Here is a 20798-nt window from a genome sequence, read left to right on the forward strand (position 1 = left end):
GACCCGGCTCACCGCGGCTCGAGGCGCGCGGCGGGCAACCACGCCTCGACCAGCGCGGGCCCGTGCGGTCCGGTGACGGTGTAGGCGACCCTGCCCTGCCAGCCGCCGCCGCGCTGCCGCCACTCCACCAGCAGACCGGGCCAGGTGCCGGGGAACTCGGGTGGATCCCGCACCCAGCAGTGCCGGCCCTCTCCGCCGTCCCCGGCGGCGGCATAGCCGGCCGTCCGGTCCTCCGTCGACAGCCGTCCCTCGGCCGGCGGGCCCTCGCGCACGGTCGGGGCGGCGTCCTCGACCCGCACCCCGGAGTTGGCCGCCCGCTCCCCGAGGGAGCGCCTGGAGCGTCCTCGGTGCATGCCGCCGGCCATGTCCGAAGTCTCGCACGTGCATCGAACAACTGTTCGATGCAGGGCCGGGGTCTGATGCGGCGCGTCGTGTCGACACGCGGCGGGTGTCGCGTGTGACAACCCCCACCCGATCTCGAGTGGCCCATCCGAGGGATCCGTCGTATCGCACCGGCGACCGCCCGGTGGGGTCGCAACGGTCCGACAGTCGTCGAGCACGTTCGGTGAGGAACTCGACGATTCAACTGTTTACCACCGCGAAGAAGTCGTCAGCGCGTCATCTCATGGTCACTGTGCGCTCTTACGGTCCGGCCGTCAGCTCCTCCTTCGGAAGGAACAGCGTGCCCGTACAACCCGGCACCACGTCGCGCCGCCCCACCGCTCGTGCGGTCGCGCGGCGCGCCGCCCTCGGCACGGCCGCAGCATCCATCGCTGTCGTCGGTCTGCCCACCACCGCCCTGGCGGCGCCTCCCACGACCCCGTACATCTCGGAGATCCACTACGACAACGCCGGCGCCGACACCGGCGAGTTCGTCGAGGTCCACCTGCCGGCCGGCACGAGCCCGGCCGGTCTGTCGATCGTGCTCTACAACCAGAACGGCGCCGTCTACGACACCGACGCGCTGCCCGCCGTCACCGCGCCGGCCGGTGCCCCCGCGGTGGCCGTGATCGGCTACCCGACGGACGGCATCCAGAACGGCCCCACCGACGGTCTCGCGCTGGTCCGCGGCACCGAGCTGCTGGAGTTCCTCTCCTACGAAGGCACGGTCACCGCCGTGAGCGGTCCGGCCGCCGGCAGGACGAGCACCGACATCGGAGTCGCGGAGACGACCTCCACCGAGGCCGGGCAGTCGCTGTCCCGGACGTACGACGCCACGCGCGACGCGCTGGTCTGGGCCGGTCCCGCCGCCGCCACCCGTGGGGTCGTCAACGCCGCAGGACCCGACGTGCCGGAGGAGCCGGAGGGGCCGGGCACGGCTTGCGACACCGCTGCCACTTACGAGATCGGCGCCGTGCAGGGCACCGGGAACGCCACCCCGCTCGCCGGACAGCCGGTCACCATCCGTGGCGTGGTCGTCGGTGACCTGGCCGGCTTCAACGGCTTCTACCTGCAGGATGCCGACGGTGACGGCGACGCCGCCACCTCCGACGGCATCTTCGTCTACAGCCCGACGGCGGTGGACCTCGGCGACACGGTCGTCGTCGCCGGCAACCCCGGGGAGTACGAGGGCCAGACGCAGATCGGCTCGGGCAACACCGCCGCGGTGTGCGCCGAGGGATCCGTGGCCGATCTGCCCCCCGCCGCGGACCTCGACCTGCCCGCCGACGACGCCACGCGCGAACGGCTCGAGGGCATGCTGGTCGACCCGGTCGACGCCCTGACCGTCAGCGAGGTCTTCGACCTGACCAGCTTCGGCGAGCTGACCCTCTCGCAGGGGGGCCTCCTCGTGCAGCCGACCGAGCTGGCCCGCCCGGGCCCCGAGGCGGAGGCCGTCGCCGCGCAGAACGCCCTGCGGCGGATCGTGCTCGACGACGGCATGACCGCACGGGTCAACCCGGCGACGGCGCCGTACCTCACCACCGAGACCCCCGTCCGGGTGGGCGACGAGCTCACCCTCACCGCGCCCGTCGTGCTGGGCTACGGGTTCTCGAACTGGCGGCTCCAGCCGGCCGACGGCAGCGCCGAGGGCACCTTCACGCCGCAGAACACCCGTCCGTCGGCGCCGGACGCGGTCGGCGGGGACGTCCAGGTCGGCGCGTTTAACGTGCTGAACTACTTCCTCACCCTCACCGGGACCGACGCGCGGGGCGCGGCGAGCCCGGCCGAGTTCGAGCAGCAGGCCGCCAAGATCGTCACGGCCATCAACGCGATGGACGCCGACGTCCTGAGCCTCATGGAGATCGAGGACACCGCCTCCACCGGCTACGGCGACGGCAGCCCCGACCAGGCCGTCGCGGACCTGGTCCGGAGGCTGAACGCCGCCGCCGGCTCGGACACGTGGGCCTTCGTCCCCTTCCCCGAGGAGCTGCTGGCCGTCGACCGCGACGTCATCCGGAACGCGATCATCTACCGGCCGGCATCCGTCACGCCGGTCGGGAACCCGGTCGGCCTGGTCGACGAGGAGAACTTCGACAACGCCCGCGAGCCGATCGCCCAGGCCTTCCAGGCTGAGGGCGACACGTTCACCGTCATCGCCAACCACTTCAAGTCCAAGGGCAGCGGCAGCGGCGAGAACGCGGACCAGGGCGACGGCCAGGGTGCATCGAACCCCGACCGAGTCGGCCAGGCGGAAGCGCTGGCGGAGTTCGTCGAGGAACTGCGGACCAGCACCGGCGACGACGACGTGCTGGTGCTCGGTGACCTGAACGCCTACTCGGAGGAGGACCCCATCGTCGTCCTGCGCGAGGCCGGCCTGACCGACCTCGGGACGGAGTTCGACGAGGGTCGCTACAGCTACGTGTTCGACGACATGTCGGGGTCCCTGGACCACGCCATGGCCACCGCCGGCCTGACCGCCAAGGTGACCGACGTCGCGCACTGGAACATCAACTCGGTGGAGTCGTTCGCCTACCAGTACACCGGTGCCGACCGGCTCTACGCGCCGAACCAGTACCGCTCCAGCGACCACGACCCGATCCTCGTCGGGCTGGACCTGGAGGCCTCGGCAGAGCCCGAGCCGGAGCCGGAGGTGTCGAACCCGACGGGCGTGGCCAACGGCAACAGCTGGGTCCACCCCCAGGAGCGGGTGGCCTACATCGCCGGCTACTTCGTGAACACCGACAGCGTGCCGGTCCAGGTGCGCCTGCTCACCGACCACGGCCAGTCGGAGGCGCAGACCGTGGCTCCCGGTGCCGCGGCATACCTCACGGTGAACACGAAGCTGGCCGAGCTTCCGGCGGGCACGGCCACCCTGCGGGTCTACAAGAACGTGGGCGGGCAGGGCTACCAGTCGTTGTTCCCGGTCAGCTACCCGGGCCGCAGCGCCACCGGGACACCCCCGGCGACCGGCAACCCGACGGGCGTGGCCAACGGCAACAGCTGGCTGCACCCGCAGGAGCAGGTGGCCTACATCGCCGGCCACTTCGTGAACACCGACAGCGTGCCGGTCCAGGTGCGCCTGCTCACCGACCACGGCCAGTCGCAGGCACAGACGGTGGCTCCCGGCGCCGCGGCGTACCTCACCGTGAGCACCCAGCGGGCAGAGCTGCCCGCCGGCACGGCGACGTTCCGGGTCTACAAGAACGTCGGCGGCAAGGGCTACCAGTCCCTGTTCCCGGTCGCCTACGCGAGCCAGGCCGCCACGGCCGACTGATCCCGGCCCGGTGACGAGCACGCGGCGTCACCGGGACCGGAGCCCGCCCCGCCGGGGCCGGATCCCGTCAGGAGATCCGGCCCCGGCCCCTGTCAGCACCATCCCGATCCCGAGGAGTTCTCGATGCACTCAGTCCAACGGACGGCGCGCGGCGTCGCCGCCGTCACCGCCGCCCTGGTGGGAGGTGGCCTGCTCGGCGTCTCGCCGGCGCTCGCGGCGCCCGCCGACAGCCCGGTCGTCACCGAGGCCCCGGCGGCGGTCGGCAATCCGACCGGCGTCGCCAACGGCAACAGCTGGGTCCACCCGCAGGACCGGGTCGCCTACATCGCCGGTCACTTCGTGAACACCGACAGCGTGCCCGTCCAGGTCCGGATGCTCACCGGCTACGGGGACTCCGACGCGCAGACGGTCGCACCCGGCGCCGCTGCGTACCTCACGAAGAACACGGGGTTGGCCGAGCTGCCTGCGGGCACCGCGACCCTCCGCGTCTACAAGAACGTCGGCGGCAAGGGCTACCAGTCGCTGTTCCCGATCTCCTACCCGGCGCAGAGTGCCGGCGACGGCGGGGACGGGATCACCGAGCTGCAGCTGCTCGGGATCAACGACTTCCACGGGCGGCTGACCGAGAGCGCCGTCCGCCTCGCGGGCACCGTGGAGGAGCAGCGGGCCCGGGAGGGTGTCGATGCGACGCTGCTGCTGTCGTCGGGAGACAACATCGGTGCCTCGACGTTCGTCTCCTCCGTCCAGCAGGACGCGCCGACGCTCGAGGTGCTCAACGAGATGGGGCTGCAGGCCTCCGCGGTCGGCAACCACGAGTTCGACCAGGGCTTCGACGACCTGGTGGGACGCGTCGGCGTCGACGGGGAGACCGGCCTGGCCGATTTCCCCCACCTGGGGGCCAACGTCTACCGGAACGGGGCGCCGGCACTGCCGGAGTACGCCCTGCTCGACGCGGCAGGCGTGTCCGTCGGGGTCATCGGCGTCGTCACCGAGGAGACCCGCTCGCTGGTCTCGCCGGCGGGCATCGAGGGCATCACCTTCGGTGACCCGGTCGAGGCCACCAACCGGGTGGTCACCCAGCTGACCGACGGCACCGGGGACGAGGCGGACGTGATCGTCCTGCTCGCCCACGAGGGCGCGCCCGGCAGTGCGTCGCTGGCGGCGGAGCTCGCCAAGGACACGGCCTTCACCGACATCGTCAACGGCGTGGACGCCGACGTGGACGCCATCTTCACCGGCCACACCCACCAGCGCTACGCCTGGGAGGCGCCGGTCCCCGGTGAGGAGGGCACCCGACCGGTCATCCAGACCGGGTCGTACGGGGCAGCGCTCGGCCGCATCGGGCTGACCTACGACGAGGGCGCCGACGAGGTCACCGCCTTCACGGTGGACAACCTGGACCTCACCACGCGGCCGGCCGCCGAACTCACCGCCGCGTACGAGCGCGTCGCCGCGGTCGCCGCGACCGTCGCGGAGGCGAAGACCTATGCCGACGCGATCGGCAACGAGGTGATCGGTTCGGTGACCGCCGACATCACCCGGGCCTTCACGCCCGCCGGTACCGAGGACCGCGGTTCCTACTCGGCCCTCGGCGGCCTGCTGGCCGACTCCTACGTGTACGGCTCCGAGCTCAGCGCGATCGAGCCGGCCGACCTCGGGCTCATCAACCCCGGTGGTCTGCGGGCCGACCTGCGCTACGGGGAGGACGGCCAGATCACGCTGGCCGAGGCGAACGCCGTCACCCCGTTCGCCAACGACCTGGTCGTCACGACGCTGACCGGTGAGCAGCTGGTGGAGGTGCTCGAGCAGCAGTGGCAGCCCGCCGGAAGCACGCGACCGTTCCTGGCACTGGGGGCTTCCGAGGAGCTGACCTGGTCCTACGACCCGGCGGCGGCGCCCGGCGAGCGGATCCACAGCGTCCGGGTCTCCGGCGAGCCGCTCGACCTCACGGCCGGCTACCGGGTGGCCACCAACAGCTTCCTGGCCTCCGGGGGCGACAACTTCACCGCCTTCGCCGAGGGCACCACGGAGGGCACGGGGCTCATCGACTTCGACTCCTTCCAGGCCTACCTGGAGGACAACTCGCCGCTGAGCCCGGAGAACTACACCGGCCGGGTCACGGTCGGGGAGGAACCGGCGCCCACGGTCCCGACCCCGGCCGCCGCGGTCACCGCGTCGTCGACGACCGTCGCGCCGCGTGACCGGGTGACGATCTCGGTCACCGGTTTCGGGCCGTCCGAGCGCGTCACCGTGACGCTGGGCAGCGACCAGGTGGGTCGGGTCCGCACGAACGCCGAGGGCGCGGGCTCGGTCGAGGTCCGCGTCCCGCGCGGCACCCGGGCCGGAGCTGTCGACGTGGTGGCCACCGGGACGGACTCCGACCGCACGGCGACCGTCCAGCTCCAGGTCACCGGGGCCGAGCAGCCGGGCAACGGGGGCGGGAACGGGAGCAACCCGGGTCTGGGCCAGTTCCTGAGCACGCTCCAGGAGCTGCTCCGCAACCTGGTGCGCGGCTGGTTCGGCGGCTGATCGGAGCGTGCCGGCCGACCGGGCTCGGCCGGCACGCACCAGCACACGGCCGGAGGCCGGCACCCGTACGGGGTGCCGGCCTCCGGTCGTCCTGCGTGCCGGCGCTCAGTCCGGGCGTGCGACGCCGTCGGCGAGGGTCTTCGCCACCTGCTGCAGAAGCGGATGGGAGGGCAGGTCCTCCACGAGGACGGGCAGCGGCAGCGACCAGTTGGGACGGTCCGTCGTCCCGGGCATGTTGGGCCGCCGCAACTCGCCGAGGGCGTCGTCCAGCGTCGCCGACAGCAGGGTCGACGGCGCCTGCGCCAGCAGCTCGTGCGCGCGCGTCACCGCCTCCTCGACCGACGCGCCTTGCGCCAGCCCCGGGAGGTGTCCGAGCAGCGACGTCCGGCCGCGCTCCAGCTCCTCGTCGGTGCCGGTGTCGTGCTCCCGCTGCTCCTCGAGGTCCTCGCCGGTCCAGAGCCCCGCGACCGTGGGCAGGTCGTGGGTCGTGACCGCGGCCATCGCTGCCGCCGGCCACTCCGACGGGTCGTCGTCCTCGAACCAGAGCAGCCGGTAGGAGAGGACGCCGTGCTCGGCCATGGCCTCCCGCACGCCGTCCTCGACGGTGCCCAGGTCCTCACCCACGACGAGGGCGTTCGCCCGGGCGCTCTCCAGCGCGACGATGTTCAGCAGGTCCTCCGACGGATAGCGCACGTAGGCGCCGTCCGCTGCCGAGCCGTCGGACGGGACCCACCAGAGCCGGAACAGGCCCATGACGTGGTCGATCCGCAGGCCGCCGGCGCCGGCCATGGTGGCCCGGATCGACTGGATGAACGGCTCGTAGTCCGCGTCGCGCAGCCGCCAGGGGATCAGCGGGGGTGAACCCCAGTCCTGGCCCTGGCTGTTGAACGCGTCCGGCGGGGCGCCCACGTCGACGCCCTCCGCGAGCACGTCCTGCCACGCCCACGCGTCGGCGCCGCCGCCGGCGAACCCGATGGGCAGGTCCTGGATGACGGTCATGTCGCCGGTGGCGGCGGTGAACTGGAGGTCCAGGGCCCACTGCAGCCAGGCATGGAAGCCCACCACCGCGCCGTGCTGCTGCACGTACTCGGCCAGCTCGCGGCTCCCCGGGCGACGCAGCCCCTCCGGCCAGGTGTGCCAGTCGCCGCCGTGCTCCTCGACGATCGCGGCCCACGTGGCCCAGTCCTGCAGCGTCTGCCCCTGCTCCTCCCGCCAGCGCGCGAACGCCTCACCGCCGCCGTGGGCGAAGAAGATCCGCATCAGGACCTCGCGCTTGCGCGCCCAGATCGCGTCGCGGTCGATGAGGGAGCCGTCCGAGAGGGCGCGGCCGGCGTCCTCCTCGAGGTCCACACCGTCGGCCCCGGGCACCTCGGAGACCCGGAGGTACACGGGGTTGCGGAAGCGCCGGGTGGCCGGCAGGTACGGGCTCGCCTCCTGGCCGGCAGTGGGGGCGACGGCGTGCAGCGGATTGATCAGCAGGAAGCCGGCGCCCTGGTCGGCGGCCATGCGGCGGATCGCCCGCAGGTCGGCGAGGTCACCGATGCCCCAGCTGTCGCGGCTGCGGGCGGCGTAGAGCTGCACCGCCCACCCCCAGGAGCGGTCCTCGGGCAGCCAGCACCGTCCCGGCGAGACGATCAGCCGCCGGCGCCGCCCGTCGGGCGACTGCAGCCAGTGGTAGCCGAGCGGGAAGTCGGTGGGCAGCTCGCCGTCGACGTGGCGGACCTGGCCGTCCTCGCAGACGACGTCGGCCTCGTCGATCTCGAGGGCGTCGCCCGGGCGCGCCACGATGGGGGCCCGCTCCTCCAGGTCGGCCGGCGGGCGCCCGATCACCTCCCGAAGCCGGTCGATGGTGGCCTGGGCGACCTGGTGCTCCTCGTCCAGCGCGTCCAGCCAGCTGGCGTCGATGCCCCACTCGTCGGTGGTCGGTGTCGGTGTCACCGTGCGATCCTCGCCGGGCAGCCGGTAGCCCGCAGTCTCAGTCCCGGAACCGGGACCGTGACGTCGCTCGCTTCGTCGCGGGTGCGGCCGCCGGGTCCTCCGGCCAGGGGTGGCGGGGATAGCGGCCACGGAGCTCGCTGCGCACCGCCGGGTAGCCGGTCCCCCAGAACCCGGCGAGGTCCGCCGTGGTCGCGACGACACGCTGGGCGGGGGAGAGCAGCTGCAGCCGCAGCGGACGGCCGGCGACGAGCGGGGCCTGCCCCCACCCGAACACCTCCTGCACGCGGACCGACAGCGTGGGCACGGCCGGGTCGGTGTAGTCGATCCGGATCCGCGAGCCGGTGGGGACGACGACGTGTTCGGGCACCAGGGTGTCGAGGTCGCCGGCCACCTGCCACGGCACCAGCGCGCGCAGGGCCGCGACGACGTCCACCCGGGACAGGTCGGCGCGGCTGCGGGCACCGGAGACGTCGATCGCGGCGAGCAGCGCGCCGTCGTCGACCGCAGGCCACGGCTGCCCGAGTCCCAGGTGCGCCGCCGCCAGGCGGGACCGCAGCCGATGGGCGGCAGGGGTCCAGCGGAGCAGCCCGAGCCCCTCGAGACGCAGCCCCTCGGCGACCGCGGCGGCCACCGCGCCGGGATCCGGCGACCGCGCCGGCCGCTCGGCCAGCACGATCGCGCCGAGCCGCTCCACGCGCGCGCTGCGCACGTCGCCGTCGCGCCAGGACACCTCGTCGCCGTCGCGGTGCAGCGGACCGCCGGCCTCCAGGGCGGTCGCCTCGTCGATCGCGACGGCCGACCGCACGCGGGCGTCCCGGCGTCCGGGCGACCGGTCGGCGACGGCCACCGCCAGCCAGGGTGCACCGGTGAGTGACGTGCCGGGGGCGAGCTCGGCCCCGGTGCCGGCGGCCATGAGGTACGTGCCGGTGCCGCCTGGCCGGCGCCGGGCGAGCCGCTCCGGGTGCGCGAGGCCCACCACCAGCCCGGCCGCGGTGTCGTCGGGCAGGCGCGGAGGGGGCATGTCGGCCACCGACCGCTCGAGGCGGGTGACCTCGTCCCGCCAGCGCGCGGTGGCGCCGCGGTCGGCACCCGAGCGCAGGTCGCGCCAGGTCGCGGCCAGGTCGTCGCTGCGCAAGGAGACGTCCGCCGACAGCAGCGCCACCACCTCGGCCGCCCGGCGACGGCCGACCAGCGGGGCGCCGTCGAGCAGCGCGCGGGCCAGCCGCGGGTGGACCCCGACCGCGGTGAGCGCACGACCACGGGCGTTCACCCGGCCGTCGTCGTCCACCGCGCCGAGCGTGCGCAGGGTCTGCCCGGCGACGAGCAGGGCGGCCGGCGGGGGAGCGTCGAGCAGGCCGAGACCGGCGCCCCCCGGCGCGCCCCAGCAGGCCAGCTCGAGGACGAAGGCGGTGAGGTCGGCCATGGCGACCTCGGGCTCGTCGTGGGCGGCGAGCCGGTCCTGCTCGGCCGGCGTCCAGCACCGGTACACGGCACCGGGCTCCTCGCGGCCGGCCCGGCCGGCGCGCTGCGTGACCGAGGCCCGCGACGCCCGGACGGTGACCAGCGAGCCCAGGCCGCGGGACAGGTCGGCCCGCGGCACCCGGGAGAGCCCGGCGTCCACGACCACACGGACCCCGGGCACCGTCAGGCTGCTCTCCGCCAGCGCGGTGGCGAGGACGACGCGGCGGCGGGGTCCGGGCTGCAACGCCGCGTCCTGGGCCGCAGCCGGCAGCCGGCCGTGCAACGGCAGGACGTCGGCGTCGACGCCGCGCAGCTGACCGGTCACCGTGCCGATCTCACCGCCGCCGGGCAGGAAGACGAGCAGGTCGCCCGCCTGCTCGGCCAGCGCCCGGCGGACGGTCGCGGCGACGTGCCCGAGCAGCCGTGGATCGACGCGCAGCCCGTGCGGCGGGTCGACCGGGCCGGTCGGCGGGGCCCAGACGACGTCGACGTCGTGGAGTGCGCCGGCGGTCTCGACCACGGGGACCGGCGCGCCGTCCCCGCCGAGCAGCGCGGCCAGCCGCTCCGCCTGCGCCGTCGCCGACATGGCCAGCAGGCGGAGGTCGGGGCGCAGCGCGCCGCGCACGTCGAGGCAGAAGGCGAGCGCCAGGTCGGTGTCCAGGTGCCGCTCGTGGCACTCGTCGAGGATCACCGCGTCGACCCCGGGCAGCTCCGGATCGGCCTGCAGCCGGCGGACCAGCAGCCCCGTGGTGACCACCTCGACGCGCGTCGCGGCGCTGCGCCGGCTGTCCCCGCGCACGCTGTAGCCGACCCGGCCGCCGACGGCCTCGCCGAGCAGCGCCGCCATCCGGCGGGCGGCGGCCCGCGCGGCCACTCGGCGCGGTTCGGCCACCAGGATGCGGCCGGGCAGGGTGCCGGCCAGGGCGAGCGGGACGAGCGTCGTCTTCCCGGTGCCCGGCGGCGCCACGAGCACCGCGGAGCCGGCCGACGCGAGGGCCTCGGCCAGTGCGGGCAGCGCGGAGCGCACCGGCAGGTCGGTGCCGGGCGTCCCCGGCGGTGGCAGCACGCGACCAGTGTCGCCGCAGGGCCCTGGCCGCTCCGAGCCCCGGGGCGCGAGGATGGCCGGGTGACGCTCGGTCCCGCCGTCCTCGCCTTCGCCCTCGTGGCCGCGGCCCTGACGGTGACGCCCGGCCTGGACACCGCCCTGGTGCTCCGTGCGGCCCTCACCCGCAGCCGCACCGAGGCCGCCGCCACCGCGGCGGGGATCGTCGCCGGGCTCTTCGTGTGGGGCGCGGCCGCGGCCGTGGGCGTCTCCGCCCTGCTGACGGCGTCCCAGCTCGCCTACGACCTGCTGCGGTGGGCCGGCGCGGCGTACCTGGTGTGGTTCGGCCTCCGCCTGCTGCTCCGCGCGATCCGCCCGGAGGGCCCGCGCGACGTTCCGCACGGCGGGGGCGGCGGGTCGGCATGGCGGGCGGCGCGAACCGGCTTGGCGACGAACCTGCTCAACCCCAAGGTCGGCGTCTTCTACGCGGCGCTGCTCCCGCAGTTCGTGCCGGCCGGCAGCGACCCGCTGCTCGTGGGCCTGCTGCTCGCCGGTGTCCACGCGGCGCTCTCCGTGGGGTGGTTCGCGCTGCTGATCGCCCTGGCCGGGGTGTTCGGCCGGTGGCTGCGGCGGCCCGGCACGGTGCGGGCGGTCGACGGGCTGACGGGCGCCACCCTGCTCGGCTTCGGCGTCCGGCTCGCCCTCGCGGCACGCTGACCCCGGTAGGGGACCCCTCGTTGCCTGCACGGCGGCACCGGCACGCCCGGGTGGTGGGCCGCGCGGCTGGGCCGGCTGGTGGTTCCGGCTGAACCCTGAATCGGCCCCGGCCTCACCCCGAGGGGGTGGGAAGCCTGCCCGCGCTCCAGCACCGGCCGCCTGCGGCCGAGATCTCCGGGGACGAACACCAACGGGGACGGTGACCATGGGCGACGACGCCCGACGACTCGGCCGGCGCGCCCGCACGGGCGGCTGGCTCGCCGCCGCGGCCGCGCTCATCGCGGCCACGGTCGCGCTGGACGGCACCCTCGCGTCCCAGGTCCTGTACCTGGTGGTGGTCCTCGGCTGCGCCGTCGCGGCGTGGGTCGGCCTCCGGGGGCGCCCCGCACGCCCCGGTGTCGTCCTGATCGCGCTCGGTCTGTCGCTGTCGAGCCTGGGCGACCTGGTGTGGCAGCTGCTGACCTGGCTCGGGCTCGAGCCGGACGTGTCGGTCGCCGACGCGGCCTACCTGAGCGGCTACGTCGCCCTCGCGCTCGGGCTGACCCGCATGGCGGGATGCTCGGCCGGTGAGGCACGCGCGCGGGTGGACGGGTGGATCGACACCGTCGTCGTCCTCGTGGCCGCTCTCCTGGTGATGTGGCAGTTCTCGATCGCGGCCACGGTCGTCGACGAGTCGGTGCCCATCCTCACCCGTCTGGTCTGGGCGTCCTACCCGGCCCTCGACGCGGCGCTGGTGGCGTTGGTGTTCCGCGTCGTCGTCGCCGGTCACCGGAGGGACGGGGGCGCGCTGGCGGTCGCCGTCGGCGCCGGCTGCTGGCTGGCGTCGGACCTCGCGTACCTGATGAGGCCCGACCCCGGCGACGCCGGAGCCATGCTGTCCGCAGGCTGGATGCTCGGCGCCGTCCTGCTCGTGCTGGCGACCCGGGCCACCACGTCGGCCGGTGCGAAGGTGGCCCGCGAGGGTGACGCGGGGCTCGGCCGGCTGGCGGTGTCCCTGGGAGCGCTCCTCGTGCCGGGCTCCATCGAGCTGGTCAACGATCTCACCGACGGGCCGGAGAGCCCCCTCGCGCTCTACGGCGCCACGTTGGCGCTGGTCCTCCTGGTCTTCGCCCGTGCCGCCCGGCTCATGACGGCCGAGGCCCGTGCCCGCGAGCTGGTGGGGTCCCGGGCGCGGTACAGCGCTGCGCTCGCGGCGCACTCGTCCGACGCGGTCGTCGTGGTCGACCGCTCGGGCCGGCTGCGCAGCGACGTCTCCCAGCTCGCCGTCCTGCTGGGGGCGGACCCGGGCCCGGACCTGCCCGTGTCCGACCTCATGCGGCACGCCGGGCTGGACCCCGCCGAGGCCCGCACCGTGTTCGAGCGGGCCCTGGCCGCGGGCGGCGCCGTCGTCAGCGCCGAGCTGGCCCGTCAGGTGGCGGGGGAGGAGCGCTGGCTGGGGGTGCGGCTGGTCGACCTGTCCGACGACCCCGACGTGAACGGCGTCGTCGTCCACGCCACGGACGTCACCGAGCGCAAGCGGGCGGAGCAGACCCTCGCCCACCAGGCGTTCCACGACGGGCTGACCGGTCTGGCCAACCGCGCCCTCTTCACCGACCGGGTCGAGCAGGCGCTGCGGCACGACGCGCGACACGGCGACACCTCCGCCGTCGTCTACGTGGACCTCGACGGCTTCAAGGCCGTCAACGACAACCTGGGCCACCAGGCCGGGGACGAGTTGCTGCGGCAGGTCGCCGAGCGGCTGGCCGCCACGGTGCGGGGCGGCGACACCCTGGCCCGGCTCGGCGGCGACGAGTTCGCGATCCTCGTCGGGCAGGCCGGCACCGCCGAGGAGGCGACCGCTGCCGGCGAGCGCGTCCTGGTCGCGCTGGGCCGACCGGTCCGGATCGGGAACCAGGTCGTGACCGTGTCGGGGAGCGTCGGCGTCGCCGTCAGCGACCCGGACGCGACGAGCGACTCCCTGGTGCGGGACGCCGACATCGCCATGTACGCCGCCAAGGCGGCCGGTCGCGGCCGGGTCGTCGTCTTCGACCCCGGGATGCGGGCGGCGGTCGTCGAGCGTCGCGAGCTGGAGCGGGAGCTGCAGGGAGCGCTGGCCGGGGGAGAGCTGCGACTGGTCTACCAGCCGGTCGTCGAGCTCTCCGGTTCCACCGTCGTCGGCTTCGAGGCACTGCTGCGCTGGCACTCGCCGACGCTGGGTCCCATCGCTCCGGACCGCTTCGTGCCCGTCGCCGAGGACCTCGACCTGATCGGCGAGATCGGTGCGTGGGTGCTCCGCGAGGCGTGCGCCACCGCCGCCGAGTGGCGCCGCCGGCCGGGCATGCGCGACCTCACCATGGCCGTGAACGTGTCCGCGGTCCAGCTGGCCTCACCCGACCTCGTCGGGCAGATCGTCGAGGCGCTGGCGTCCAGCGGGCTCCCGGCCTCGGCGCTGGTCCTCGAGGTCACCGAGACCGCCCTGGTGCGCGACCCCGACGCCGCCGCCGATCGGCTGGCCGCGCTGCGGGCGCTGGGCGTGCGCCTGGCCCTCGACGACTTCGGCACGGGCTACTCGTCCCTGAGCTACCTGCGGCAGTTCACCGTCGACATCCTCAAGATCGACCGGTCGTTCATCTCGACGATCGCCGGCGCCGAGCTGCCGCCGATCGTGCGCGGTCTGATCGAGCTCGGCCGGACCCTCGACCTGGAGATCGTGGCGGAGGGCATCGAGCTGGAGGTGCAGCGCGACCAGCTGCGTGCCGCCCGCTGCGACCTCGCCCAGGGCTACCTGTTCGCCGCGCCGCTGGAGCAGGACGAGGCGGAGCGGTTCCTGCTCGGCTCCGCACCGACGGCCCTCGGCTCCGCACCGACGACCCTCGGCTCCGCACCGACGACCCTCGTCGACGCCGGCGCCTGAACGCCCGCCGCGGTGCCGGGGTGGCGCACCGCATGGCCGGGGAGCCGGCACTTCGGTAGGCATGTCCCATGCCGGTGATCGGATTCCACAACTCCCACGAGCAGATCCACCCCGCGCACCTGCTGCAGGCGGTGCAGCACGCGGAAGAGGTGGGCTTCAGCGCGGCCATGTGCTCGGACCACTTCGCGCCCTGGAACCTCGAACAGGGGCACTCGGGCTTCGCGTGGTCCTGGCTGGGCGCAGCCATGGCGACGACGTCGCTGCCGTTCGGCGCGGTGAACGCGCCGGGACAGCGGTACCACCCGGCGATCGTCGCCCAGGCCGTGGCCACGCTGGGGGCCATGTTCCCCGGTCGGTTCTGGGTCGCGCTCGGCAGCGGCGAGGCGATGAACGAGCACATCACCGGCGACCGGTGGCCGCGCAAGGACGTCCGCGACGCCCGGCTCCGCGAGTGCGTGGACATCATCCGCGCGCTGCTTGCGGGGGAGGAGGTCACGCACGACGGACTGGTCACCGTCGACCGGGCGCGGATCTGGTCGCTGCCCGAGCAGCCACCGGCGCTGATCGCCCCCGCCGTCACCGTGGCGACGGCCCGCCGGGGCGCCGAGTGGGCCGACGGCATGGTCACGATCAACCAGCCGCACGACACCCTGCGCGAGATGGTGGCGGCCTACCGCGACGCCGGCGGGCGCGGCAAGCTCGTCCTCCAGCTGCACGTCTCCTACGACCCCGACCCGGACCGGGCGCTGGCGATCGCGCACGAGGAGTGGCACAGCAACGTCTTCCCGCCGCCGCTGTGCTGGGACCTCGACACCCCCGAGGCGTTCGAGCAGGCCAGCAAGCACGTGACCCCGGCGGACGTCGCCGAGGTGGTGCGGGTGTCCTCCGACCTCGGCCAGCACGCCGCCTGGATCGACGAGTACGCGGCGCTGGGCTTCGACGAGATCTACCTCCACCACGTCGGCCAGGAGCAGCGCGGCTTCCTCGACGCGTTCGGCGAGCACGTCCTGCCGCAGGTGGGAGTCACCGCCCCGGAACCCGCGGTGGCCCTGTGAGGATCACCGACACCGCGGACCTGTGGTGGAAGAACGCGGTCGTCTACTGCCTGGACGTCGAGACGTTCATGGACTGGGACGGCGACGGCATCGGCGACTTCGCGGGCCTCGCCCAGCGGATCGACCACCTGGCCGATCTCGGCGTCACGTGCCTGTGGCTCATGCCGTTCTATCCGACGGCGGAACGGGACGACGGCTACGACATCACCGACTTCTACGGCGTCGATCCGCGGCTGGGCACGCACGGCGACCTGGTCGAGGTCATCCGGACGGCGAACGACCGGGGCATGCGAGTCATCGCCGACCTCGTCGTCAACCACACCTCGCGCAAGCACCCGTGGTTCCGCTCGGCGGAGTCGTCGAAGGACTCGCCGTTCCGCGACTTCTACGTGTGGCGCTCCGACCCGCCGCCGGACACGTCCGATCAGGTTGTCTTCCCCGACCAGGAGGACAGCATCTGGACGCTGTCGGAGAAGACGGGGGAGTGGTACCTGCACAAGTTCTACAAGGAGCAGCCCGACCTGAACGTGACCAACCCGCGGGTGCGGGACGAGGTCGCCAAGATCATGGGCTTCTGGCTGCAGCTGGGGCTGTCGGGCTTCCGCGTCGACGCCGTCCCGTTCTTCCTGGAGACCGAGGGGGCCGACGGCGGTGCCCTCCCGGACCCGCACCACTACCTGCGTGCGCTGCGCTCGCTGGTCGGCCGGCGGTCGGGCAGCGGCGTCCTGCTGGGCGAGGTCAACCTGCCCTTCGAGCAGCAGCTGGAGTTCTTCGGCGGCGCCGACGGCGACGAGCTGACGATGCAGTTCGACTTCATCGGCATGCAGGCGCTGTACCTGTCGCTGGCCCGCGAGGACGCGGGTCCGCTGGCCGCCGCGCTGAGCGGCCGGCCGACGCTGAACCCCGACTCGCAGTGGGCCACCTTCGTCCGCAACCACGACGAGCTGACGCTCGACAAGCTCGGCGACGACGAGCGCGAGGAGGTGTTCGCGGCCTTCGGGCCGGAGGAGCGGATGCAGGTCTACGGGCGCGGCCTCCGGCGCCGTCTCCCCCCGATGCTCGACGGCGACCCTCGGCGGGTGCGCATGGTCTACAGCCTGCTGTTCTCGCTGCCCGGTACTCCCGTCCTCTTCTACGGGGAGGAGATCGGGATGGGGGAGGACCTCGACGCAGAGGGGCGGCTGGCCGTGCGAACCCCGATGCAGTGGACGCCGGGCCGCAACGGCGGGTTCTCGTCCGCGGAGCCGCGGAGGTTGCCCGGCCCGGTGGTCTCCGGTGGCTTCGCGCCGGAGTACGTGAACGTGGCCGACCAGCGCAACGACCCCGACTCGCTGCTGTCGTTCATGAAGCTGCTCATCCGCCGGTACCGCGAGTCGCCCGAGCTCGGCTGGGGCGGGTTCCAGATCCTGGAGCAGCCCTGCCGCGAGGTGCTGGCCCACCTGTGCAGCTGGGACGACGGTGCGCTGGTGGCCCTGCACAACCTCGGTCCCGAGCCGCGGACGGTGCCGCTCGCGCTGGAGGGCTGCGACTCCTCGCACCGCCTGGTCGACCTGCTGGAGACCGGCAGCACGACGGTCTCCGACGCGGGCACGGTGGAGATCACGCTGGGCGGCTACGGCTACCGGTGGCTGCGGATCGTCGCCCAGGACAGCCGCCGCCTCGTCTGAGGGCCTTCGTGGCCACAAAGGCCCCCCGGGGCGCCTGTCGGTCCGGGAAACCATGGGCGGGCGCTCGTAGCGTCCGGGGGTGCCCCGCTCCGCCGTCGCCGTGCTGCTCGCCGTCCTCGTCGCACTCACCGGGTGCACGTTCGAGTGGGAGATCGCGCCCGCTCCGGCCGGGCCGTCGCCGGCCGCCTCGGTCGGGCAGGGCGATGTTCCCGCGGGAACGCTCGAACCCGCCGCGGCCGTCGCCGCGCTCGCGGCGCTGCCGGTCGCGGAGAAGACCTCGCTGGACGGCTACGAGCGGGGCTGCGGCGCGGGGGAGGGCTGCGTCTTCGGGCCGGCGTGGTCCGACGTCGACCGCAACGGCTGCGACCAGCGCAACGACGTGCTGCACCGCGACCTCACCGAGGTGCAGGTGCGCGAGGGCACGCACGGCTGCGTGGTGATCGCCGGGCTCCTCGACGACCCCTACACCGGGGAGTCGGTGCTCTTCGAGAAGGCGACCGCCGCTGAGGTGCCGATCGACCACGTCGTCCCGCTGGCCGCCGCGTGGGTGCAGGGCGCGGCGGAATGGAGCGACGACCAGCGCGCGGCCTTCGCCAACGACCTGGCCAACCTGATGGCGACCACCCGGTCCGAGAACTCCTCGAAGGGCGACTCCACGGCCGACGAGTGGGTGCCCTCGAACGCCGCCTACGGCTGCTCGTACGCGACCGTGGTGGTGACCGTGAAGTCGACCTACGCGCTGTCGGTGACGCCGGCGGAGTCGCAGGCGCTGCAGGGCCTGCTCGCCACTTGTTGAGTCGCCCGGCGGCCTTCGGCGGCGTGGCATCACGCTGCGTGTGCGGGCCGCCGGAGCGGCCTGCCGGATCCCCGGGACGGGTGCGCCTAGCGTGTCGGATGAGGTGATCAGTCATGAGTGAACGCAACGGAAGTACGTCCGTCGGGACGGGGACGGCCGAGATCCCGATCGTCCGCCCCGCCGCACAGGCCGAGGCGGCACCGGCGTCGGCCCCGGAGCCCGCCGCTGCGCCGGTGGACGAGGCCAACATCGCCGTCGACCGGGAGATGGTGCCGGGCATGCAGCCCACCGCGCCGGTGACCGTGCGTCCCCGGCCGCGCATGCCCCGCCGGGGACCGCTGACCGTGATGGGCCCGTGGGCGCCGGTTGCCGGCGGTCTGCTCGGCCTGCTGCTGGGCGGGATCACCGTGCTTGTCCTGGGCGGGACCGCGGAGAGCTTCGAGGACCGGCTGGCCCTCGTCTTCGTCGTGCTGGGCCTGGGGATGCTCGGCAGCGCCGGGGTCCTGCTGGCCGACGAGGTGCGCATGATGCGCCAGCGCTCGCGGGACGCCGTCGTCCGGCCGCAGTGGGTGGAGGCGACCGCCGGTCTGCTCAACGGCCTCACGCCGGCCCGCCTGCTGCTCGCCCTCGCCGGGTTCGTGCTCTTCCTCGCGGCGTACGTCAGCCGCTGACCCTCCGCCCGCCGGCCCGGGTCTCAGCCGTACGCCTCGACCCCGAGGTAGACGGCGAGGCCCAGGCCGGCGAGGGCGATGACCCGGCGCAGCGCGGTCTGCGGCGCCCGGCGGACGATCCGCGGGCCGAGGAGCGAACCGAGGAACAGCCCGATCGCCAGCGGCAGCGCGGCCGACCAGGCGATCGAGGCGAACAGGACGAAGCCGATCGCGGCGACCGTGTTGGCCACCCCGAGGATGACGTTGCGCATCGCGTTGCTGCGGGGGAGTCCCTCGCCCGTGGTGAGCAGGAACGTGGCCAGCATGAGAACCCCGGCCGCGGCGCCGAAGTAGCCGCCGTAGATCGAGATGAGGAAGATCGCGCCGGGCAGCCACCACTGGTCCCGGTGCGGCCGGCCCACGTGGGCCTCGGCGAGCTCGCGCGGTGGCCGGACGACGAGGATGGCCAGCGAGGCGCCGCCGATCAGCCACGGGACGATCCGCTCGAAGGCCTCCGACGGGGTGAGCAGGAGCAGGACGGCGCCGGTCACCCCGCCGAGGACGGCGGCCGCCGCCAGCGGCACCAGCCGCCGGCCCTGGCCCCGCAGCTCCGGCCGGGAGGCGCTCACCGAGCCGATCCCCACCGTGACCAGGGCGGCCGTGTTGGTGACGTTGGCGGTCACCGGCGGGATGCCCGTCGCGAGCAGAGCCGGGTAGCTGATCAGCGAGGCCAGCCCGGCGATGCTGCCGGTGAGTCCCGCGCCGATCCCGGCCAGCACGAGGAAGCCGAACTCCCAGGGGCTCACCGGGACACCAGCACCAGGATGGCCACGATGCCCAGCACGACGATCGCGGCCCGCAGGACCCCTGACGGCAGGCGTCGGCCGTACCGGCTGCTGATGGCCCCGCCCACCAGGGAGCCCGCCGCGAGCAGTCCCGCGGCCGCCCAGTCGATCCGGTCGGTGGCCACGACCACGTAGGCCCCGGCGGCGACGGTGTTGACCGCGAGGGTGAGCACGTTCTTGATCGCGTTGAGCCGCTGCAGGGACTCGCGCAGGAGGAACCCGAAGATGCCGATCTGCAGGACGCCCTGGCTGGCGGCGAAGTAGCCCCCGTACGTCCCCGTGGCGTAGGCGCCGGCGAACAGCGCGGCCAGCCGCCGGCCGTCGACCGGGGGAGCCGTCCCGTCGTCGGGCCGGGCGGGCAGCCGTCGCTGCACGAGCGGCTGGACGGCGACGAGCACGACGGCGACGCCGACGAGCACCGGGACGACCGCCTCGAACGTCGACGCGGGCAGGTGCAGGAGCAGGAAGGCGCCGGTGAGCGCGCCGAGGACCGAGGCGGGCAGCAGCCGCAACAGCAGGCGCCGCTGGCCGCGCAGCTCGCGCCGGTAGCCGATCGAGCCGCTCAGGTTGCCGGCGATGAGGCCCAGGGAGTTGCTGATGGTGGCGGGCACCGGCGGCAGTCCGACGGCCAGCAGCACCGGGAAGCTGACGAGGGTGCCGGAGCCGACCACGGCGTTGATGCCGCCCGCGGCGAACCCGGCCGCGGCCACCGCCACCATCTCCCACCCCGTCATGCGGACATCGCCGTCGAGCCTGACACGGTGCCGGCCCGGTGCGCCGCAGAGCAGGGGTCGATCACGTCACAGTCCGACCGCGCGGCCGGACGCCGGTCAGCGGGAGTCGAGGGTGACGAGCGGGGCCGTGAGCATCGCCTTCAGCGAGCCGAGCACCCCGAGGACGGGAACGGCGACGGCGCACCACATCCCCGGGCCGAAGCCCACGCTGAGCAGGCCGCCGTCGACCAGCAGCAGGGCGACCGCGGCGGCGGCGGTCAGCGAGACGGCCAGCGCCAGCACGCCGATCAGCCGGTGCCCGCGGGCCGGGACCAGCAGGAGGAAGCCCAGGAGGACCAGGAGACCGCCGCACGCCACCACGGCCAGTGGCTGCCAGACGACGGCGCGGACAGCGTGGTCGACGCCGGCGTCCAGGGCCTCGGCCCCCTGCCGGACCAGCGACAGGCCGGGTGGTCCCTCGCCCGGCCACCAGGACAGGGACAGGCTCACGTTCGCGGCGACCCCGGCGAGCACGAGCGCAGCAGCGCCCGCGACGTCGGCGCGCTTCACGACCGCCAGGCGGGGGGACGCATCGGAGGGCGTGCGGCCGGCCGGCAGCCGGTCCCCGTCGCTCTCCTCCGGGAACTCGGCGGGCAGGCCGAACAGGGTCGGTCCTCCCTCGGGCCCCACGTCCACGGGTCGGTCGGCACCGCTGGGCTGGAGACGTTCGGTCATCGGGTCCTCCGACGGTGCGGGCGAGGGGAGGCGTCCGCAGTGCTCCGAGGGTAGGACCGCTCCGCCGGCCGGGACAGCCGAAACGGCTCGTCATCGGACACA

General features: G+C 74.3%; 14 protein-coding genes. 8 read left to right on the forward strand and 6 right to left on the reverse strand.

What is annotated here, in order from left to right:
• Positions 1–8 precede the first annotated feature (8 nt).
• Positions 9–365, reverse strand: a complete 357-nt coding sequence (locus CRP30_RS20125; RefSeq protein ID WP_097185803.1) for a hypothetical protein — start codon at positions 363–365, stop codon at positions 9–11.
• A 317-nt stretch (positions 366–682) separates the two neighbouring features.
• Between CRP30_RS20125 and CRP30_RS20130 the strand changes: the two genes are divergently transcribed.
• Both CRP30_RS20130 and CRP30_RS20135 read left to right on the forward strand, forming a co-directional pair.
• On the forward strand, positions 683–3655 hold the full coding sequence (locus CRP30_RS20130) for an ExeM/NucH family extracellular endonuclease (RefSeq protein ID WP_235003579.1): 2973 nt from the start codon (positions 683–685) through the stop codon (positions 3653–3655).
• Positions 3656–3778: 123 nt separating this feature from the next.
• The gene (locus tag CRP30_RS20135; RefSeq protein WP_097185804.1) at positions 3779–6184 is read left to right on the forward strand and encodes a bifunctional metallophosphatase/5'-nucleotidase; all 2406 of its coding nucleotides are present in this window, start codon (positions 3779–3781) and stop codon (positions 6182–6184) included.
• Between the two features lie 105 nt (positions 6185–6289).
• Here CRP30_RS20135 and malQ read toward each other — a convergent pair whose 3' ends face one another.
• Together malQ and hrpB are read right to left on the reverse strand one after the other, a co-directional pair.
• Positions 6290–8122: a 4-alpha-glucanotransferase gene (gene malQ / locus CRP30_RS20140; protein WP_097185805.1), complete on the reverse strand. Its 1833-nt coding sequence runs from the start codon at positions 8120–8122 to the stop codon at positions 6290–6292.
• Between the two features lie 37 nt (positions 8123–8159).
• The gene (gene hrpB, locus CRP30_RS20145) at positions 8160–10649 is read right to left on the reverse strand and encodes an ATP-dependent helicase HrpB (protein WP_097185806.1); all 2490 of its coding nucleotides are present in this window, start codon (positions 10647–10649) and stop codon (positions 8160–8162) included.
• A 60-nt stretch (positions 10650–10709) separates the two neighbouring features.
• Here hrpB and CRP30_RS20150 point away from each other — a divergent pair, with 60 nt between their 5' ends.
• The 6 genes from CRP30_RS20150 to CRP30_RS20175 all read left to right on the forward strand — a co-directional run bounded on the left by CRP30_RS20150 (position 10710) and on the right by CRP30_RS20175 (position 18424).
• A complete protein-coding gene (locus tag CRP30_RS20150) occupies positions 10710–11342 on the forward strand; it encodes a LysE family translocator (protein WP_097185807.1) in 633 nt (210 codons plus the stop codon).
• Between the two features lie 205 nt (positions 11343–11547).
• Entirely contained in the window at positions 11548–14235 is a 2688-nt protein-coding gene (locus CRP30_RS20155) for a putative bifunctional diguanylate cyclase/phosphodiesterase (protein WP_097185808.1), read from the forward strand.
• Between the two features lie 68 nt (positions 14236–14303).
• A complete protein-coding gene (locus CRP30_RS20160) occupies positions 14304–15290 on the forward strand; it encodes a TIGR03885 family FMN-dependent LLM class oxidoreductase (protein ID WP_097185809.1) in 987 nt (328 codons plus the stop codon).
• Positions 15287–16957, forward strand: a complete 1671-nt coding sequence (locus tag CRP30_RS20165; protein ID WP_097185810.1) for an alpha-amylase family protein — start codon at positions 15287–15289, stop codon at positions 16955–16957. Before CRP30_RS20160 ends, CRP30_RS20165 begins: the two co-directional genes overlap by 4 nt.
• Positions 16958–17036: 79 nt before the next feature.
• Positions 17037–17753, forward strand: coding sequence for an HNH endonuclease family protein (locus tag CRP30_RS20170; protein WP_200814875.1), 717 nt, complete (start codon positions 17037–17039; stop codon positions 17751–17753).
• Positions 17754–17866: 113 nt separating this feature from the next.
• Positions 17867–18424: a hypothetical protein gene (locus CRP30_RS20175; protein WP_097185811.1), complete on the forward strand. Its 558-nt coding sequence runs from the start codon at positions 17867–17869 to the stop codon at positions 18422–18424.
• Between the two features lie 23 nt (positions 18425–18447).
• Here the strand turns inward: CRP30_RS20175 and CRP30_RS20180 are convergent, their stop codons facing one another.
• From CRP30_RS20180 to CRP30_RS20190, 3 genes are all read right to left on the reverse strand, one after another.
• Positions 18448–19209 carry a sulfite exporter TauE/SafE family protein gene (locus CRP30_RS20180; RefSeq protein ID WP_097185812.1) on the reverse strand — a complete coding sequence of 254 codons (762 nt, stop codon included), beginning with the start codon at positions 19207–19209 and terminating at the stop codon, positions 18448–18450.
• On the reverse strand, positions 19206–19982 hold the full coding sequence (locus CRP30_RS20185) for a sulfite exporter TauE/SafE family protein (protein ID WP_097185813.1): 777 nt from the start codon (positions 19980–19982) through the stop codon (positions 19206–19208). The genes CRP30_RS20180 and CRP30_RS20185 overlap by 4 nt, the downstream gene beginning before the upstream one ends.
• 96 nt (positions 19983–20078) lie before the next feature.
• Positions 20079–20696 carry a hypothetical protein gene (locus CRP30_RS20190; RefSeq protein WP_097185814.1) on the reverse strand — a complete coding sequence of 206 codons (618 nt, stop codon included), beginning with the start codon at positions 20694–20696 and terminating at the stop codon, positions 20079–20081.
• Positions 20697–20798: the final 102 nt, after the last annotated feature.

The organism is Blastococcus haudaquaticus (genome assembly GCF_900230285.1).
In the GTDB taxonomy this organism is placed as follows: Bacteria; Actinomycetota; Actinomycetes; order Mycobacteriales; family Geodermatophilaceae; genus Blastococcus_B; species Blastococcus_B haudaquaticus.